Genomic DNA, 16,147 nt, shown 5'->3' with positions numbered 1-16,147 from the left:
CTCGATCAGACGCTTGGGTCGGGCACAAACTCGCGGACCTCTTGCGCGCAGCGGCAGGCGACGGCGATCTTGGCAGCCCGTTGATGGCTGGCAGGCTCGCCCCCGTGTGGTCTGTTACCGAACTCGGCTTAGCCTTGTGCAGGCTTGAGGCGGGGAAACAGCGCCTCGGCATTGCCGCGGTCTATCGACGCGCGCAAGGAGGGGGCCATCGGGTAATGCTCGTACTGCATGTTCAGGAAATCGATCCCCGGCGCCGGCGCAAACGGGAAGTCAGTGCCGTATGTGATGCGGCCAGGATCGGCCACCTCGAGCAGGCTGGGCAGCGCCGATGGGCTGGCGGACAGCGCGACGTCGTAATAAAACCGCCGCAGGACGGACTGTTCCTTATCTGTCAGCGCCGCCAGCGCGCTGAGAGCCAGTTCCCTATTGTTGAGCATCGTCAGCAGGATCCTGTAGGCGATGTAAGGCACGAAGCCGCCCGCGTGGGCGAGGATGAACTTGATTCCCGAATACTTCTCCATCGCACCGGACAGGATCAGGCTGAGTGCAGTGCGGGTGGTATCGAGCAGGAAATCTGCGGCGAAAGCGGGTATGCCCGGTACCGCCGGTGCGGGCAGTTCGCCGGGATGGATGAACACTACGGCCCGGCGGTGGTGAAGAAACTCCAGCAGAGGCTCAAAGCCCGGATCGCCCAGGTATCGTCCGTCGTTGTTGGCCAGCAGCACGATTCCGTCCGCGAGCAGGGTGTCCAGGGCGTACCGGGCTTCCGCGAGGGCACCTTCCACGTCCGGCAGCGTAAGGGTCGCGAAGAAGCCAAACCGCTCTGGCCGCCCGGCCACCACCTCGGCACTGTACTCGTTGACATCCCGAGCCCACTGCCGCGTCTCAACTGCGTCCCCGAAGTGCACTCCGGGCGTGGACAGGGACAGGATGCCGGTCTGCACGTCGTGCCTGTCCATGAACTTCAGCGCTGAACGTTCGGACCACGACGGCAGACTTAAGCCGCCGGACCGGATGCCCTTGTCGTGCATCCAGCGTGCGTAGCCCGGCGGAACGATGTGCTGGTGTGTGTCGATGCGGTTCGGCCGGCTCATCCGGATCCTTGTCCACGTGCCCGTCGCGTTGATCCGCCGGACTCCGAAGATTAGCGGATGTGAACAATCTACTCGCCAGGTGGGCAAAGCATGCGAACCATTGCTGGGTGTACCCTCGCCGAACTACCGCGTCAGACCGCTCGAGGAATCCGACCTCAAGAAACGGTTCGGCGAAGATTCCAGCAATACCGCGACACGGTGCGCTGCCGGATCCCTCACCTGTAGAAGACTCAGCGCGGTGGTTCAGTTGGGAAGTGAGCGCACCACCCGGGCAGGCGAGCCCACAACAACGGAGTTTTCCGGTACGTCCTTCGTCACTACGGACGCAGCCCCCACGACGGCGTTATCACCGATCGTCACGCCCGGCAGAATGGTGGCGTTGGATCCGACCCACACATTGCGGCCAACGACGATAGGGGCCGGGTGCATGTCCGTGCGGCGGCTCGGCATCAGGTCGTGGTTGAGTGTGGCCATCACCGTGTTGTGCCCGATCAGGCAGTCGTCCCCGATGACGACACCGCCCTGGTCCTGAAACTTGCACCCCGAGTTGATGAAGATCCGTTTTCCGAAGGTGATGTTCTTCCCGAAGTCGGAGTAGAAAGGCGGGAAAACCGTTACGGATTCGTCAATTGGCTTGCCGGTCAGCTGGGCCAACAGCTCCCGCACCCGCGCCGGTTCCTGATATCCGCCGTTAAGCTCGCCGGTAATGCGCAGGGCATCCTGGCTTGCCCGGTGCATGAGATCATGCCAGGGCGAGTCCCCCGTTATGGTCCGGCCGGCATTAAGCATTTCAAGGAGATCGTCGAGTTCCATGTGTCCATTCATTCCGATGTCAGACGGAGTTTGCGTGCAAGGTGATTTTTGGCCTCGAAGACCTTCTGCGCCATGTGATCGCAGACGGTAGGCAGGCCAGCCCCAGCAGAAAGCCCAATGAGTGAAGGTCTCCGCTATCTCCTCCCGGGTGAACCCGTTGTGTTGGAGTTTTCCTGACGGGGCGCAGCCGCTATGGATCCGGTAGCTGCCCAGCTGGCGAGCAGCCGCAGTCGCTCAGCGCTGGGCGAGCCGGGCTCGGCGGTGTAGATCATAAGGACGCAGCCCGGGTCGGCAGTGATAATGAGTTCTTCGTAGGCGAGAGTGAGTTCGCCGACGACGGGGTGGTTGAATCGTTTTGTGCCGGTCCCGTGGGTCCGAACGTCATGCGCGCCCCACAGCTGCCGGAATACATCGCTGCGCGTGGACAGCTCACCAACGAGGTCCTGGAGCCCCTTGTCGTTGGGGTCACGGCCGGCTTCGGCCCGCATGATCGCCACGCACATCTCAGCGAAGAGCTCCCAGTCAGGATAAAAATCGCGGGATGCAGGGTCGAGGAACTGGAACCGGGCCAGGTTCGGCGTACGACCGCCGGCGCCGATGAGGGGTGCATAGAAGGCCCTGCCGAGCTCGTTCGTAGCTAGAAGGTCCTGGTTCTGGTCGCGAACGAAGGCAACGCCGTCGGTAATTGTGTTGAGCACCCAGTGCAGGCTAGGTCGACTGATGGCGTTTTTCGTGGATCGCCGGCGGGGACGCCCGGATAGCGGAATGCCGTCAGCTGCGCGGGCGAGGTCGAAGAGGTGGGTTCGTTCCGTGTCATCGAGGAGAAGGGCGCGGGCGATGGCGTCAAGCACGGACGAGGAGGCTCCGCCGATAGCACCACGTTCGAGCTTGGCGTAGTACTCGACGCTGACGTCGGCGAGTGTCGCAACTTCTGTGCGGCGAAGCCCGGCAACGCGTCTGTTCGGCCCGGCGGGAAGTCCGGCCTGTTCGGGGGTGATCTTTGCCCGGCGCGACATCAGGAACTCGCGTACCTCGGCTTTATTGTCCATGCCACGAGAATACGTCCCTGCGAACTTCGGTGGGGTCCCCTGCTGGTACGCCCCTTGATAGGGACTCCCCCGCGGGATGGTCCGCGTGTTGACTGGATAAAGACTTACCAGCGGTACGCCCCCGACCAGCACGTAACCGCGCGAGCCGCCTGCGGGCAAGGAGACTAATGAACACCACCACCATTCCGGCGCCGGCCCCGGTAGCTACCGAGCAGGCGAAACAACTGCCGCTCGCCACTCTGGCCGCTCTGGCGGTCATCGGCTTCGTCCTCGTCGCGATGGAGACCATGCCGGCCGGGCTGCTGCCGGTTATCGCCACCGGGATGGGCACCAGCGAAGGCACCGTCGGACTGTTCGTCAGCGCCTACGCCCTGGGCACAGTGATCATCACGATCCCCGCCATCACGATGACCCGGGGCATGCGCCGCAAGCCATTGCTCCTCGGCGCGGTCCTCGGCCTCATCCTGGCCAACACCACCACCGCCCTCTCAAGCGACGTAACCCTGTCACTGGTGTCGCGTTTCATCGCCGGCGCGTTCTCAGGAATCCTCTGGGGCATGCTGGCCGCCTACGGCCGGAAGATCAGCCCTCCCTCCCATGCAGGCTTGTCGCTGGCGATCGTCTCCCTCGGGGCACCCGTCGGATTCGCTCTCGGCACACCCTTGGGGGCCTGGCTCGGCACGACCTTCGACTGGCGGTGGGCCTTCGCCGGGCTCACCGCGGTGGCCGTTATCGCCGGTGTGCTCATCGCGGCGATCGCGCCCGATGCCGATGGGCAGCCCGGAACCTCCCGGCTTCCGCTGGCGCGGGTCTTCCGCATCCCCGGCATCGCCGTGATCCTGGCCGTCATCTTTACCTGGATGCTGGCCCACAACACCATCTACACCTACATCGCCCCGTACTTGAGGACTACGGGTAGCAGCCTCACCCTCGACGTCGAACTCTTCATCTTCGGCGTCGCCTCGATCGCCGGGATCATCATCACAGGCGCGCTCCTGGACCGCCACCCCCGCCCGTTGCTGCACGGAAGCGTCACCTTGTTCATCGCAGCCGCGGTGGTGCTGCTGGTCGGCCACACATCGGCCCCGGCGATCATCGCCGCGACCGTGCTGTGGGGGATCACGTTCGGCGGGGCGGCCGCCCAGCTCCAAGCCGCCCTCACCACCACCGGAGGCGCGGACTCCGACGTGGCGAACTCGTTCCTGCCGGTGGCGTTCAACCTTGCCATCTTCACCGCCGGCATCCTCGGCGCCGCCCTGCTGACGAATTCCAGCGGCCTGGTACTTGCGGTCGTGATGATCGTCGCCGGCCTGGCCGCACTCATGCTGACCATCTACGGACGCCGCACCGCATTCCCCGCCCGCCTCTAACAACATGAAACGGCCGCAGATTCGCCCTCCGCGCATCCCCGGAAAGGATCCACCTGTGAACACTCGCAACCGTTTTTCACCGGGAAAAGCCTTGCGGGCAGGCCTCGTGGCGCCTGTACTGGTTCTGATCGCTACCGCTATCGCTATGACTGGCTGCACCGGCAGCCCGGGCAGGAGCGCGTCCCGAACTCTCCGCCCGGGACCGCAGCCTCATCACCGTGGCCGTGCGCACCGCCGGCGGGAACACCGAGCAACTGGGCTTCCACCTCGGCCGCGCCGTCGACAACGGCGTAACCCAGGAAGAGCTCATCGAAGCCATCACCCACGTCACGATCTACGCCGGCTGGCCCAAGGGCATGGCCGCGATGGGCGTAGCCAAGCAACTCTTCATCGACAACAAGTAAGGAAAAATCATGAACATCGAACCCACCATGCCCACTGCGAAAAACCCGGCCGCGCAGTTCGCCGGCGACGTCTGGCTCGACCCGATCGCGCTGCCCCACGAGCCGGACCAGACGATGGTGGTCGCAACCGTCCGCTTCGCCCCCGGAGCTCGGACCGCCTGGCACTCCCACAAGCATGGCCAGTACCTGCGGGTCACCCAGGGCGTCGCCCGCTTCGGCGGCCGTGACGGCAGGATCATTGAAGTCCACCCGGGCCAGACTCTGTACACCCCGCCCGGCGAGGAGCATTGGCATGCTGCCGCCCCCGGTTGCTTCATGGAACACATCGCCATGCTCCAGAACTGCGAAGACCCCACCACCACGACAACCTGGGGCGAGCACATCACCGATGACGAGTACAACGGCGATTAGGCAGACCGGAACGGTTCGCGCGGCATCTGCCCGCCCCGGTCCGCGTCAGTCGGCCGCCGGTGCCCGGTGTAATCCCAGCGTGCGGAGGTAGGCGCCGAAGCCGTGCGGTGCCCTGGCGTGGATCCGGCCCGAGGTCAGTACGCGCATGCTGTCGGTGGCTGTCACGGTGAAGGCCCGGTTCCGGAGGCTTTGCACCAGGGTCCGGTCCTCGTGCGAGGCGAGCTTGGGGAAGCCTCCGGCGGCCAGGTATGCAGAGGCCCGGACCCCAAAGTTTGCTCCGTAGATGTGCGGGTGGTCCTCCTCGAAGGGATGCCGCTCCAACCAGCGCCGGCGCAGCTCCGCGTCCATCCCGGCGGGGTCCGGTTCCACCGAACCCAGCACCGCGTCGGCTCCGGCCTCGGCGAATTCCAGCTGGCGGACGAGCCAGTTTTCCGGAACCTGGGAGTCGGCGTCGGTGTTGGCCAGCCATGTCCGTCCCGCCCACGGCGGCGGTGTCCAGCGTTTGCCGGGCGGCCTCCGCCGGGTTGCACCGATACCGGCGGCCCGGATGCCGGCCGCGCGGCTTGCCCCGGCGTTGCGGAGGCTTACTTCGAGGGCGTTGAAGCGGCGGTCCGCCGCAACGTACTGGGCCGCGATGCCGGCGGAGCCGTCCGTGCAACTGTCCAGCACCACTGTCACCCGGACGTCCACTTCGGGCCGGACCCGGTGCAGCGCGTCGGCGGCGCGCTGCAGGGCGAGCAGGGCGCGGCCAAGGTGCTCCTCCTCGTTGTGCGCGGGGAGGACGACGGCGAACCGGTCGATGCTGAGTCCGCGGGGCAGCGGCAGGGCAAGGGCGGCCATCTAGCTGTCCGCTCCCGGCACGACGGTGGCTGCCGTCCGCTGATCCCCGCCGGGACGGGGCGCGATCAGGATTTCCAGGATGAAGTCGCGTTCCCGGTACAGTCCGGCGTCGGCCCAGCCGAGGTGGCGGCGCGCGGCGGCGTGGACGGAGTCGCCGTCGAGCTCCCAGCCGGAGACTGGGTGGCGCCAGTGGCACAGGGCCAGGGTGCCGCCGGGCAGGAGTGTGGCCTCGACCCGCTCGAACAGCTCCGCCAGTTCGCCGGGCGCGAGGTAGTAGCCCACCTCGGAGACCACGATCAGGTCGAACCGGCCCTCCGGCCAGTCCTGCGGGACGGTGAGGTGGCGGGTCCGGGCGGCCGGCAGGTGTTCGAGGCGCCGGGCGGCGTGGGCCAGCGCGGCGCTGCTCGCGTCGACGGCCAGGAAGGTTCCGCAGCGTTGGGCGAGTTCCACGCTGAGCGTCCCGATCGAGCAGCCGATCTCGAGTCCTGCAGTGTAGTTCCGGCCGGGCAGCGCCGCGAGGGTGAGGGAACGCTTGCGGTGTTCGTACCAGCTGGTCGTGTACTGCCACGGGTCGTCGTTGCCGGTATGGACGGCGTCAAAAACGCCTTCCGCGTCAGCGGCGGCGTACGCGCCCCCGGTGCCGGCGGCTCGGGCGGCCGGACGCTGCCACGCGAACGTCTCAAACGGCCGCTCAAAGTGCTCCAGGAATGACGGCGGGAGCAGCACCTCGTCGCCCGACTGGCCGGAGAGGGCGCGGACCTGGGAAGTGTGGGAGGCCATGGCCGCCGCCTTGGCCTGCTGCTCGGCGGGGGCCAGCGGCAGGCGCAGCCAGGACTGCCAGGCCGGGTCCGCGGCGTCGGCCCAGAGCCAGTACCAGATGGGGTATTCCAGCAGTCCGTGGCCGCCTGCGCCGGCTGCTTCGGCGGCGGCGGAGCCGAGCGTGTCGTGGTCCGTGTGGCCGTCGTGCCGGTAGGGGGCCACCAGCGTGATCTGCTCCGCCAGCAGTCCCGACTCGGCCGTCTCATCGGCGATGGCCTGCCGCAGTGCGGAGATCACCTCGGCCCGGTGTGCGGCGAGCTGGCCGTCCGGCAGGGCGAGGAAGCGCCAGTCCGGATCCGGCAGCAAGTAGCTGAGCCCGCCGCCGAATTCCTGGAGCCGGACGGCGGCGAGCTGTTCCGGCGTCGTGGTGGGTGAGTCCGGGTGGGAGGCCTCCCCCGCGGTGCACAGCAGCACCGTGACGCGGGCGCCGAGCCGCCGGAGCCGGGCCATCAGCCCACCGGCGCCGAGGGATTCGTCGTCCGGGTGCGCGGCGAGCACGATGAACGCCTGGCCGGCGAGTTCTCCGGCGTCGAGCGGCAGCTCCGGGAGCGCGGCCAGTCCGCTGGCGGCCCAGGCGTCCTCGCTGGTTCCGGCGTCCTGGTGCGTGAAGCTCACCACGGGTGGTCCCCTTTGAGCGTGAGGGCACCGAGCTGGGCGTCGTCGCGCATGCCGTGGTGCTGGCGGATGTACAGGGCGAGGTCAGCCATGCGCTTCCCGTAGACGGGGTCGAACGCCAGCGGCCCGGGGCCGAGGTTCTGGCTGACCAGCGTTTGGATGCGTTCGACGGCGGTGGCAGTGTTGCCGCGGACCCGCAGGGCCTCGCTCCACGTGCCGGGGCCCGAGAGGTCCCCGGCGTCGATCCGTGCGGCGGTCCGGGCGAGGTACGCGGTCAGGGCGGTGAGGGTGCGGTCGATCTCGCCAAGGTGGGCGAGCGCGAGCTGGTCCGGTTCGCGGCCGCCGTCGGCCGCTTTGAGCAGGGAGTCCTGGAAGCCGCGGGCCACGGCGACGGCGCCGCCCAGCCAGCAGGCGGCCACCCCCATGCCGCCCCAGGCGAAGCCGGGCCGGCGGTAGTACCAGCCGGCGTCGCCCAGGGGCACGGCCGGAACCGAGTCGAAATGCACGGTGCCGCTGGGGATTTCGCGGAGTCCCCGGCTGGTCCATTCCGGGTCCGCGAAGCCCACGCCAGGGGCATGGAGGTCGACGGCGAACGCGGCCCGGCCGCCGTCGTCCAGATGGGCGGTCACGACGGCGTGGTCCAGTTGGGCCGCTAGGGAGCACCAGGGCTTGGATCCCTGCAGCAGGAAGCAGCCGTCCGCCGGTTTGGCTTCGAGCCGCAGGCCCGCGGCTTCGGCGGCGAAGACACCCCAGGCGCCGTCGAAGTGGACACCGTCGAAGTCCGGGCAGTCCCAGCCTGCCAGCGCCGCGTGGCCGGCGGCCTGGGCGAGGATCGCGGAGGCGTCCAAGTGCGGTTCGATGGCCCGGCCGGCCGCGACGTCGACGGCGGTGACGGAGGCCAGGAGCTCCCATAGGAAGGCGGTGCGGCCCTCGCCAGGTTTCGGTGCGGCGTCGCCTGCGGCTTTGGCCAGGTCCAGCAACGCCGGGACGTCGCCGACGGCCGACAGTGCGTCGACCAGCAGGGGGTTGAGGCCCGCCAGATCCTCCGGCGCGGAACTGATCCTCACTGCGCGGGGCCGCGGGGAAGCGGAAGTCCGGTTCATTCGGCCTGCTCTCCTTCGAAGTGCGACTGGTGCTGCCGGCACCCATGCCGGCCGGGTGTGGCTACTGCTCGGTAGATCCAGCCCGTCCAGTAAATCTAAGCACACTTAGCACTTTCGGAAATGCGCTGCCAGCTGCTGGCCGGCGGCGCCGACTCCCGGCTGTTACAGCACCCGCGCCAAGGCGAAGCCGTCCCATCCTTTGGAGCCCACGGTCTGGATGACGGTGGCGTCCAGCCGCGGGTCCTCGCCGAACATGTTCAGCGCACTGATGATGCCGGGGGCGTTGACGGCGTCCATCGAGGGATCCAGCACGGCGCCTTCCCAGACCACGTTGTCCATCACGACGGCGGTGCCGGGCCGGCCCAGGCGGATGGCCCAGTCGAGGTAGTGCGGGTTGTTTTCCTTGTCCGCGTCGATGAAGACAAAATCGAAGGGCTCCGCGCCCTCGTCGGCGAGCGCCTGAAGTGTGTCCAGCGCTGCCCCGACCCGGATCTCCACGAGGTGGCCCAGCCCGGCGGAGTCCACGTTGGCGCGGGCCACCTCGGCGTGTTTGGGGAGGTATTCGCACGTGAGCAGCCGGCCGCCGTCGGGCAGTCCCTGGGCCATCCAGATGGTGCTGAAGCCGGCCAGCGTTCCGATCTCCAGCACGCGGCGGGCGCCCGAAAGCTGGACGAGCAGTTTCAGCAGTTTGCCGGCATTCGGGGCGACTTCGATCGGGGGCATGCCCGCCTCGAGGGCGGTGGTGACGGCGCGTTTCAGTGAGTTGTCAGGGCGGACCACGGCCTCGGAGAGGAAGTCCTCGACAGCGATCCACCGGCTGGTGGGCTGATGCTCGAACATGCCCTTCAGTCTTCCAGCTGGCCCGTCCCGGCGGTAGGCTCCGGGCCGTCGGGATTTTAGCCCGCGGCCGGGTCTGCGGCGTCCCCGAGGGCGTGTTCCAGGCGGTCCAGCTTTCCGGTGAGTTCGCCTGTGTAGCCCGGCCGGATGTCCGCCTTGATGACGAGGGAAACCCGGCTGCCGTAGCGGCCCACGGCCTCGGTGGCGCGCTTCACGACGTCGAAGACTTCATCCCACTCGCCCTCGATCGTGGTGAACATCGAGTCGGTGTGGTTGGGCAGACCGGACTCCCGCACGATCCGAACCGCGTCGGCGACGGCATCGTGGACCGACGCCTCGTCCGACCGGACGGCCGCGGAACCGGCGGGTGAGTCATCGGTGCGGACGGGACGGCCCGAGGGTGCGACGGAAAAGGCAAGCAGCATGGCTCCAGTCTCGCACGTGATCGGGCCCTCTGACGGCGTGGCTACGGGCCCGTTACTCTCCATTGCCGGGCCTGGACTGGGCCCCGGATCGGGCCGGAGCCGTCACATAAGGGACTACCCGGTAGTAACCTCCCGGCTACGGCTTAGCGTTGCTAACCTAAGCAAATGAACCGGGTAGCAGACCGCAGGCCGCTCCGCGCCGATGCCGCGCGGAACGTCGACAAGATCATCACCGCCGCCCGCCAGTGCTTCCGGGAGCACGGCCCGGAAGTCCCGCTGCAGACCATTGCCGTGACCGCCGGCGTCGGCCCGGCCACGCTGTTCAGGAACTTCGCGGACAAAGAGGAACTGGTCCTCGCGGCGCTGCACCGGCAGCTCGGACTGCTGGTTGATCCCGTCATCGAAGAGGCCCTGGCCGGGCCCGATGCCGCCGACGGCCTCTTCCGTGTCATCGATGCCCTCATGGGCGTAGCCAGCGAGGAAGCCAACCTGCTGGGAGCCGTCGCCGGCCGGCGCGGACTGCTCACCGGCATCACCGGTGACCTGATCGAATCCGTGGCCGTGCTCCTGGGCCGCGGCCAGGGGCAGGGAACCCTGCGCAGCGACATTTCCATGACGGACATGATCCGCCTGCTGGCCATGCTGATCGGCGTCGTGGACACCATGGAGGCCGGTTCGGATGCCTGGCGCCGTCCCGTCGCCCTCGTCGAGGACGCCATCCGCACGGAGCGCCCGACGCGTCCCCTCCCGCCGCAGGCCCCGCTGCCGGGCACCGCGTTCGACTCTTACCTCGGCTGACACCCGTGTCATGGGAAACCCTGGCGGGCGCCGTTGGCGGGGTCTTGGTGGTTTACGCCGTCCTGTTGCTCCTCCTGTGGGGCTATGCGCGCCGGCACCCGGAAACAGTCGCGATGAAGGATGCACTGCGGTTACTGCCGGACCTGCTGCGGCTCCTGCGGCGGCTGCTGGCTGACAAGTCTCTGGGCGCCGGTGTGCGGATACGGCTCGCCCTGCTCTTGGTGTACCTGCTCTCGCCGATCGATCTTGTGCCGGATTTCCTGCCCGTGATCGGCTACGCGGACGACATCATCATTGTGGCCCTCGTGCTGCGCTCGGTGATCGCGCGGGCGGGCGAGGAAGCGGTGCGCCGGCACTGGCCGGGAACGTCCGACGGGCTTCAGCTCATCCTCCGGCTCGCCGGCCTCGGGGCACCGCGGTAGGGTTTCAGGCGCTGAAGGCCGCCGCGGCGGGGGCACCGTCGAACCGCCGGAGGATCTCCTCGGCCACGATCCTGAGTTTGACGTTCCTGGTGTTGGAGACCTTGGTCAGCAGCTCGAACGCTTCCGACTGCGAGCAGCGGCTCTGGGCCATAAGAATGCCGGTGGCCAGGTTGATCACGGTCCGCGACCTCATCGCCTGCAGCAGGTCCCGGCTCATGCCCTGGGCGGTTTCGAACCGGACAGCCAGCCTGACCACCTTGGCGGCCCGGACGGCGAGCGCCTCGCAGGCTGCCACGGCGCCGTCGTCGAACGCCTCAGGCGACGCCGAAAAGAACGTCAGGGTGGCCGCCGCGTCCCGGTCCTCAAGCAGCGGCACGGCGAGAACGCTGCGGTTCCCGCGCTGGGCGGCGGCCCGCTGGTAGCGCCGCCATCTCGGATCCATCGTCGTGTCCGGCACCAGCACGGCCTGCCTGGTCTTCCGGGTCTCCAACCCCGGCCCCTCCCCGAGTCCGTCCTGCAGGCCGTCCAGGATCCGGGCCTCGGGGTTGCTGGCAGCCACAACCACCGTCCGGCGGGGCCGGGCCAGCCGCACGGAGCACAGTACTTCGCGGCCGGTTTCGGCTGAGGCAAACTCGGCGGCCAGGGCGGAGAGTTGGCGGAGGAAGTCCTCCAGCACGTCATTTTCGAGCAACAGATCCTGCAGACGCTCCGACAGCCGAGATCTGAACATCAGTCTTCCGCGGGCTTCTCTTTGGCCTCGTCGAGGTGGTGCTGCAGCTTCTCCTCGGCTTCCCGGCGCCGGCGCGACACATCGCGCAGTTCCCTGGTGGACTCGGCTCCCGGCGGAACGAACGGCTCGTGCGGTTTGGGATGCTGGCCCTTGCCGGGCGCAGGAGTATCCGGATCGTCTTTGTCGCTCATATCCGAATGCTCCCACGGGGCCCCGGCGGCAAGTAGGGACTAAAGACCGTTGCTAACCGGTCAGCTCCACCCCATGAGCCGGAGTCCGGCCGCGGCGCCGGCTCCGGCGAGGACGACCACCAGGAAGGGCGCCCGGAGCATCAGGGCGATGCCGGCGGCAGCAAGGGCCCCCAGCCGCGCATCCAGCACCAGGGCCTGGCCGGAGGCCACGGTGTTCACGATCGTGAGGGACGCCAGTAGGCCGATGGTCATGGTCCCGGCGATCCGCGACATCCGGGGGTCCCGCAGCACGCTCGCCGGGACCAGATAGCCCAGGAGTTTCCAGCCGTACGCCAGCACACAGGAGAGCAGCAGCCACATCCAAAGGGTCATGTGGCATCCCCCTGCGGGTGCGTGTGCGGGTGTTCCGCGTAGGGGTCCACGTCGGGTTCCAGCCCTTCGTCACTGCGGCCGTGGCTGAACCAGCCAATGGCAGCCGCCACCACCGCCGCCACCAGGATCGGCACCCCGGCGGGCACGAACGGTACGGCCAACACGGTGGCCAGGGCACAGACGACGGCGATCGCCACAGGTTCGCGACCCTTGAGCCGCGGCCACAGCAGCCCCAGGAACGCCGCGACGGCGGCGCCGTCGAGACCCCACTGCTTGGGATCCCCCAGCGCGCCTCCGGCGAGCGCGCCGACGGCGGTGAACACATTCCAGAGGATGAAGATCCCCAGGCCCGCGGTCCAGAAGCCGCGCTTCTGCTCAAGCGGATCCGTCTGCCCGGTGCTTGTGGCGGTGGACTCGTCGATAGTGACGTGGGCGGCGGCAAACCGCAGCAGGCCACGCGGCTGCAGCAGGGCGTTGATCTGCATGCCGTAGATCCCGTTGCGCATGCCGAGCAAGGTGGCGGCGCCCATGGCCGCGACGCCGGAACCGCCCCCCGCCACCACCCCGATGAACGCGAACTGCGAGCCGCCACTGAACAGCAGCAGGCTCAGGGCCATGGTCTGCCAGAAGTCGAGACCGGAGGTGACGGACAGTGCACCGAAGGACACCCCGTAGAGCCCGGTGGCGATGCTGATGGAGAGCCCCACCCGCACCGCCGGGGACTGCAGGAGTTTCACGGCCGGACCGGTTTCCGCGGGACAGGTTTTGTCAGGCTCCAGGCCCAGGCGATAAGCGGCGCCTGCAGCGGCAGCCGCAGGGAGTGGATGCGGCGCTGGCCGGGCGTCCCGTCCGGGCCGTAGGCCTTGCGCAGGGCGCCGAGGTGTCCTGCGATGAACAGCGTGAACATGGCCGTGACGCAGCCGGCGGCCGCGCGACGGGTCGCCGGAACCAGCAGCCCGACGGCGGCACCCGCCTCGAGCAGGCCGCTGACCGCCACCCATTCCTCCCGGGACAACACGGCCAGGGGGCTGTTGGACTGTTCGCCGGAGTCGTCGCGGCAGAGGAAGTCGGGCACAACGGGGCCGAAGAACCCGGGGTCCTCGAAGTGCTTGCCGGCGCTGGCCAGCAGCAGGGCACTCATCGCCACGGCAGAAAGCGTCTGGGTGTCCCGGCCGGACCAGCGAGATGGCATGGAACAACTCAATCACAGCGACGGACCCCTCGCTAACTGCGTCCGAAGGCGCCGGAAAGGGGACTTTCCGCAGGGGCCCATCCCGGGCAAACCGGCGTAGCTTGTTGACTATGAGCAGTGTGGTGGACATGACCGGTGTGGTGAAACGCTTCGGGTCCGTGACGGCCCTGGACGGACTGGATTTCGACGTGGCCGCCGGCGAGGTGCACGGCTTCCTGGGCCCCAACGGGTCCGGCAAGTCCACCACCCTGCGGCTCCTGCTGGGCCTGCTGCGTTCCGACGCCGGGTCCATCCGGGTGCTCGGGCTGGATCCGTGGCGCGACGTGGCGGCGCTGCACCGCAGGCTGGCCTACGTCCCCGGGGACGTTGCCCTGTGGCCCAACCTGACGGGCGGCGAGGTGATCGATCTGCTCGGCAGGCTGCACGGTGGCCAGGACCGCGCCCGCCGCGACCGGTTCCTGGACCTGTTCGAGCTGGATCCCAGCAAGAAGGCCCGCACGTATTCCAAAGGGAACCGGCAGAAAGTGGCGCTTGTCGCCGCCTTGGCCACCGACGCCGAATTGTTCCTCCTGGACGAGCCGACGAGCGGGCTGGATCCGCTGATGGAGGACGCGTTCCGCGGCTGTGTCCGCGAACTGCGCGGGCAGGGGCGCACCGTGGTGCTGAGCAGCCATATCCTCAGCGAGGCCGAGGCCCTCTCCGACCGGGTCAGCATCATCCGCGCCGGGAAGGTAGTGGAGACCGGCCCGCTGGAGCAGCTGCGGCACCTGACCCGCACCTCGGTCACGGCCGACGTCGCCGCGGTGCCGCCCGGACTGGACCTCCTGCCCGGCGTTCACGACGTCGTGGTGACAGACCACCGGGTCAGCGCCCAGGTCGAGCCCGCCGGCCTGGGCCCGTTCCTGCACGCGCTGACCTCCGTGGGCCTGCACGCGCTGACCAGCCAGCCGCCGACACTGGAGGATCTGTTCCTGCGGCACTACGGCTCCGGAAACGACGCCGGCACCGGCGCCGGTACGGCCGTCGGCGCCGTTGCCGACAGCGCAGTCCCGCGGCGGTCCGGCGATGCCTGAGACCCTGGCGGGAACGGGCGTCCTGATCCGGCTCGGACTGCGGCGGGACCGCTGGTTGCTGCCCTTCTGGATTGCCGGTTTTGCCCTGGTTACCTACTCGACGGCGCTGGCCGGCACCGAACTCTACCCGGATACGGCGAGCCGGGTGGAAGCCGCCACCGCCCTGAACGCGACCGCCTCGATGGTGGCCCTGTTCGGGCGGATCTACGATCCCACCTCGATCGGTGCGCTGTCGCTGATCAAATACACCGCGTTTATGACCGCCATCCTGGCCGTCCTTATGGTGATCCTCGTCATCCGGCACACCCGCGGCGACGAGGAGAGCGGCCGCCTGGAGCTGCTCGGCGGCGGCCGGCTGGGCCGTGACGCGCCGCTGGCATCCGCCCTCACCATCAGCCTCGGCGCCAATGTGGTGCTCGGGCTGCTCGCGGCGGCCGCGCTGGCCGCCGGCGGGCTGCCGGCCGCCGGGTCTCTCGCGTTCGGCCTCGGCTGGGCCGCCACGGGGATGGCGTTCAGTGCCGTGGCGGGTCTGGCCGCGCAGCTGACCGCCAGTGCCCGGGCCGCCACCGGGCTCAGCATCGGGTTCATCGCCGTCACCTATGGGCTGCGCGCGGTCGGAGACCTGGCCGAGCCGGGGCCCTCCGTACTGTCCTGGCTCTCACCCATCGGGTGGAACCAGCAGATCCGGGCGTTCGCCGGGGACCGCTGGTGGGTGCTGGCGTTGCCGGTGGCCCTGTGCCTGGTCCTGGTCCCGGCCGCTTTTGTGCTCCGGGCCGGGCGCGACCTCGGGGCCGGCCTCCGCGCCGAGCGCCCCGGGCCGGCCGCCGGGTCGCTCTCCGGCGTCTGGGACCTGGCGGTGCGCCTGCAGTACCGTGTGCTCCTCGCTTGGGCCATGGCGTTCGTCCTTTTCGGCGTCGTGATCGGATCCCTGGTCAGCAACGTGGGGGAACTGCTGAATTCGCCAAACGCCCAGGACCTGATCAGGCTGCTGGGCGGCCGGGAAGCCCTGACGGACGCTTTCCTGGCCGCCGAGATCAGCATCATGGGCGTGCTGGCGGCGGCCTATGGGGTGTCTGCGGCCAACCACCTGCGCAGCGAGGAGGCCGCGGGCCACACCGAAGCGCTGCTGGGCACGGCCACTACGCGCATCCGGTGGGCCAGCAGCCACTTCATGTTTGCCCTGGCCGGGGTCGCTGCGCTGCTCCTGCTGGCCGGGGTGTCGATCGGGGCGGGCGCCGCCTTCGCCATCGGCGACGCCGCACTGGTGGGCCGCAGCACCGTCGCCGCCCTGGCCCAGGTCCCGGCCGCGTGGGTAGTGACCAGCGTGGCGCTGGGGGTGTTTGGCTGGGCGCCGCGGCTGGCCGGGGCGGTCTGGGGCTTCCTCCTGGCCTTGGTGGCCCTGGGCGAATTCGGGGTGCTCTGGAACGCGCCCGAGTGGCTCATGGACCTTTCCCCGTTCAGGCATTCGCCGTTGCTCCCGGTGGACTCCGGGGGCCTGCCGGCGCTGGCGGCTCTCACCGTGGCCGCGGCGGCCGTCGCGGCGCTGGGCTACGCCGGCTGGCGGCGCCGCGACCTGGCAGCGTAGCCGG

At 68.9% G+C, this 16,147-nt stretch carries 20 protein-coding genes; 7 read left to right on the top strand and 13 right to left on the bottom strand.

Features of this window, described 5'->3' with window-relative positions; genetic code table 11:
- Positions 1-128 precede the first annotated feature (128 nt).
- The 3 genes from AC6EUH_RS04585 to AC6EUH_RS04575 form a co-directional block, all read right to left on the bottom strand.
- Complete coding sequence (locus tag AC6EUH_RS04585; RefSeq protein ID WP_499737919.1) at positions 129-1,094, bottom strand: amidohydrolase family protein; 966 nt, start codon at positions 1,092-1,094, stop codon at positions 129-131.
- Positions 1,095-1,337: 243 nt separating this feature from the next.
- Complete coding sequence (locus AC6EUH_RS04580; RefSeq protein ID WP_499737918.1) at positions 1,338-1,907, bottom strand: sugar O-acetyltransferase; 570 nt, start codon at positions 1,905-1,907, stop codon at positions 1,338-1,340.
- A 134-nt stretch (positions 1,908-2,041) separates the two neighbouring features.
- Positions 2,042-2,956: a helix-turn-helix transcriptional regulator gene (locus tag AC6EUH_RS04575; protein ID WP_499737917.1), complete on the bottom strand. Its 915-nt coding sequence runs from the start codon at positions 2,954-2,956 to the stop codon at positions 2,042-2,044.
- 167 nt (positions 2,957-3,123) lie between these two features.
- Between AC6EUH_RS04575 and AC6EUH_RS04570 the strand changes: the two genes are divergently transcribed.
- The 3 genes from AC6EUH_RS04570 to AC6EUH_RS04560 all read left to right on the top strand — a co-directional run bounded on the left by AC6EUH_RS04570 (position 3,124) and on the right by AC6EUH_RS04560 (position 5,141).
- Positions 3,124-4,326, top strand: a complete 1,203-nt coding sequence (locus AC6EUH_RS04570) for an MFS transporter (RefSeq protein ID WP_499737916.1) — start codon at positions 3,124-3,126, stop codon at positions 4,324-4,326.
- Positions 4,327-4,475: 149 nt separating this feature from the next.
- The gene (locus AC6EUH_RS04565; RefSeq protein WP_082492625.1) at positions 4,476-4,730 is read left to right on the top strand and encodes a carboxymuconolactone decarboxylase family protein; all 255 of its coding nucleotides are present in this window, start codon (positions 4,476-4,478) and stop codon (positions 4,728-4,730) included.
- Positions 4,731-4,739: 9 nt separating this feature from the next.
- Positions 4,740-5,141, top strand: a complete 402-nt coding sequence (locus tag AC6EUH_RS04560; protein WP_056427983.1) for a (R)-mandelonitrile lyase — start codon at positions 4,740-4,742, stop codon at positions 5,139-5,141.
- Between the two features lie 45 nt (positions 5,142-5,186).
- Here the strand turns inward: AC6EUH_RS04560 and AC6EUH_RS04555 are convergent, their stop codons facing one another.
- The 5 genes from AC6EUH_RS04555 to AC6EUH_RS04535 form a co-directional block, all read right to left on the bottom strand.
- Positions 5,187-5,981 (bottom strand): glycosyltransferase family 2 protein, encoded by a 795-nt coding sequence (locus tag AC6EUH_RS04555; RefSeq protein ID WP_056427986.1) that lies wholly within the window; start codon positions 5,979-5,981, stop codon positions 5,187-5,189.
- Entirely contained in the window at positions 5,982-7,418 is a 1,437-nt protein-coding gene (locus AC6EUH_RS04550; RefSeq protein ID WP_056427989.1) for a bifunctional PIG-L family deacetylase/class I SAM-dependent methyltransferase, read from the bottom strand.
- Positions 7,412-8,518 (bottom strand): acyl-CoA dehydrogenase family protein, encoded by a 1,107-nt coding sequence (locus AC6EUH_RS04545; protein WP_056427992.1) that lies wholly within the window; start codon positions 8,516-8,518, stop codon positions 7,412-7,414. The genes AC6EUH_RS04550 and AC6EUH_RS04545 overlap by 7 nt, the downstream gene beginning before the upstream one ends.
- Positions 8,519-8,680: 162 nt before the next feature.
- On the bottom strand, positions 8,681-9,358 hold the full coding sequence (locus AC6EUH_RS04540) for an O-methyltransferase (RefSeq protein ID WP_056427994.1): 678 nt from the start codon (positions 9,356-9,358) through the stop codon (positions 8,681-8,683).
- Positions 9,359-9,414: 56 nt separating this feature from the next.
- A complete protein-coding gene (locus AC6EUH_RS04535; RefSeq protein WP_499737915.1) occupies positions 9,415-9,780 on the bottom strand; it encodes a thiamine-binding protein in 366 nt (121 codons plus the stop codon).
- Positions 9,781-9,945: 165 nt separating this feature from the next.
- Here AC6EUH_RS04535 and AC6EUH_RS04530 point away from each other — a divergent pair, with 165 nt between their 5' ends.
- Complete coding sequence (locus tag AC6EUH_RS04530) at positions 9,946-10,578, top strand: TetR/AcrR family transcriptional regulator (protein ID WP_056428001.1); 633 nt, start codon at positions 9,946-9,948, stop codon at positions 10,576-10,578.
- Positions 10,579-10,583: 5 nt separating this feature from the next.
- Positions 10,584-11,000, top strand: a complete 417-nt coding sequence (locus tag AC6EUH_RS04525; RefSeq protein ID WP_056428003.1) for a YkvA family protein — start codon at positions 10,584-10,586, stop codon at positions 10,998-11,000.
- A 4-nt stretch (positions 11,001-11,004) separates the two neighbouring features.
- Here the strand turns inward: AC6EUH_RS04525 and AC6EUH_RS04520 are convergent, their stop codons facing one another.
- From AC6EUH_RS04520 to AC6EUH_RS04500, 5 genes are read right to left on the bottom strand one after another with little or no spacing between them, the layout of a single operon-like run.
- The gene (locus tag AC6EUH_RS04520) at positions 11,005-11,730 is read right to left on the bottom strand and encodes a GAF and ANTAR domain-containing protein (protein WP_056428005.1); all 726 of its coding nucleotides are present in this window, start codon (positions 11,728-11,730) and stop codon (positions 11,005-11,007) included.
- Entirely contained in the window at positions 11,730-11,921 is a 192-nt protein-coding gene (locus AC6EUH_RS04515) for a hypothetical protein (protein ID WP_056428015.1), read from the bottom strand. Before AC6EUH_RS04515 ends, AC6EUH_RS04520 begins: the two co-directional genes overlap by 1 nt.
- Before the next feature lie 60 nt (positions 11,922-11,981).
- Positions 11,982-12,293 (bottom strand): AzlD domain-containing protein, encoded by a 312-nt coding sequence (locus tag AC6EUH_RS04510; protein ID WP_056428018.1) that lies wholly within the window; start codon positions 12,291-12,293, stop codon positions 11,982-11,984.
- Positions 12,290-13,030 carry an AzlC family ABC transporter permease gene (locus AC6EUH_RS04505; RefSeq protein WP_200913009.1) on the bottom strand — a complete coding sequence of 247 codons (741 nt, stop codon included), beginning with the start codon at positions 13,028-13,030 and terminating at the stop codon, positions 12,290-12,292. The genes AC6EUH_RS04510 and AC6EUH_RS04505 overlap by 4 nt, the downstream gene beginning before the upstream one ends.
- Positions 13,027-13,485, bottom strand: a complete 459-nt coding sequence (locus tag AC6EUH_RS04500) for a DoxX family protein (protein WP_056428022.1) — start codon at positions 13,483-13,485, stop codon at positions 13,027-13,029. Before AC6EUH_RS04500 ends, AC6EUH_RS04505 begins: the two co-directional genes overlap by 4 nt.
- Positions 13,486-13,595: 110 nt before the next feature.
- Here AC6EUH_RS04500 and AC6EUH_RS04495 point away from each other — a divergent pair, with 110 nt between their 5' ends.
- Both AC6EUH_RS04495 and AC6EUH_RS04490 read left to right on the top strand, forming a co-directional pair.
- On the top strand, positions 13,596-14,558 hold the full coding sequence (locus AC6EUH_RS04495) for an ABC transporter ATP-binding protein (protein ID WP_499737914.1): 963 nt from the start codon (positions 13,596-13,598) through the stop codon (positions 14,556-14,558).
- Entirely contained in the window at positions 14,551-16,143 is a 1,593-nt protein-coding gene (locus tag AC6EUH_RS04490) for an ABC transporter permease (protein ID WP_056428026.1), read from the top strand. The genes AC6EUH_RS04495 and AC6EUH_RS04490 overlap by 8 nt, the downstream gene beginning before the upstream one ends.
- Positions 16,144-16,147 lie beyond the last annotated feature (4 nt).

The sequence above is a fragment of the Arthrobacter sp. 001422645 genome, assembly GCF_059816125.1.
This window is presented reverse-complemented; position numbering and strand designations above follow the sequence as displayed.

What these genes read in the sequence shown, in the direction of transcription:
- AC6EUH_RS04585 (WP_499737919.1), bottom strand. Translation starts at nt 1,094, where the DNA reads ATGAGCCGGCCGAACCGCATCGACACACACCAGCACATCGTTCCGCCG.
- AC6EUH_RS04580 (WP_499737918.1), bottom strand. Translation starts at nt 1,907, where the DNA reads ATGGAACTCGACGATCTCCTTGAAATGCTTAATGCCGGCCGGACCATA.
- AC6EUH_RS04575 (WP_499737917.1), bottom strand. Translation starts at nt 2,956, where the DNA reads ATGGACAATAAAGCCGAGGTACGCGAGTTCCTGATGTCGCGCCGGGCA.
- AC6EUH_RS04570 (WP_499737916.1), top strand. Translation starts at nt 3,124, where the DNA reads ATGAACACCACCACCATTCCGGCGCCGGCCCCGGTAGCTACCGAGCAG.
- AC6EUH_RS04560 (WP_056427983.1), top strand. Translation starts at nt 4,740, where the DNA reads ATGAACATCGAACCCACCATGCCCACTGCGAAAAACCCGGCCGCGCAG.
- AC6EUH_RS04555 (WP_056427986.1), bottom strand. Translation starts at nt 5,981, where the DNA reads ATGGCCGCCCTTGCCCTGCCGCTGCCCCGCGGACTCAGCATCGACCGG.
- AC6EUH_RS04545 (WP_056427992.1), bottom strand. Translation starts at nt 8,518, where the DNA reads ATGAACCGGACTTCCGCTTCCCCGCGGCCCCGCGCAGTGAGGATCAGT.
- AC6EUH_RS04540 (WP_056427994.1), bottom strand. Translation starts at nt 9,358, where the DNA reads ATGTTCGAGCATCAGCCCACCAGCCGGTGGATCGCTGTCGAGGACTTC.
- AC6EUH_RS04535 (WP_499737915.1), bottom strand. Translation starts at nt 9,780, where the DNA reads ATGCTGCTTGCCTTTTCCGTCGCACCCTCGGGCCGTCCCGTCCGCACC.
- AC6EUH_RS04530 (WP_056428001.1), top strand. Translation starts at nt 9,946, where the DNA reads ATGAACCGGGTAGCAGACCGCAGGCCGCTCCGCGCCGATGCCGCGCGG.
- AC6EUH_RS04520 (WP_056428005.1), bottom strand. Translation starts at nt 11,730, where the DNA reads ATGTTCAGATCTCGGCTGTCGGAGCGTCTGCAGGATCTGTTGCTCGAA.
- AC6EUH_RS04515 (WP_056428015.1), bottom strand. Translation starts at nt 11,921, where the DNA reads ATGAGCGACAAAGACGATCCGGATACTCCTGCGCCCGGCAAGGGCCAG.
- AC6EUH_RS04510 (WP_056428018.1), bottom strand. Translation starts at nt 12,293, where the DNA reads ATGACCCTTTGGATGTGGCTGCTGCTCTCCTGTGTGCTGGCGTACGGC.
- AC6EUH_RS04500 (WP_056428022.1), bottom strand. Translation starts at nt 13,485, where the DNA reads ATGCCATCTCGCTGGTCCGGCCGGGACACCCAGACGCTTTCTGCCGTG.
- AC6EUH_RS04495 (WP_499737914.1), top strand. Translation starts at nt 13,596, where the DNA reads ATGAGCAGTGTGGTGGACATGACCGGTGTGGTGAAACGCTTCGGGTCC.
- AC6EUH_RS04490 (WP_056428026.1), top strand. Translation starts at nt 14,551, where the DNA reads ATGCCTGAGACCCTGGCGGGAACGGGCGTCCTGATCCGGCTCGGACTG.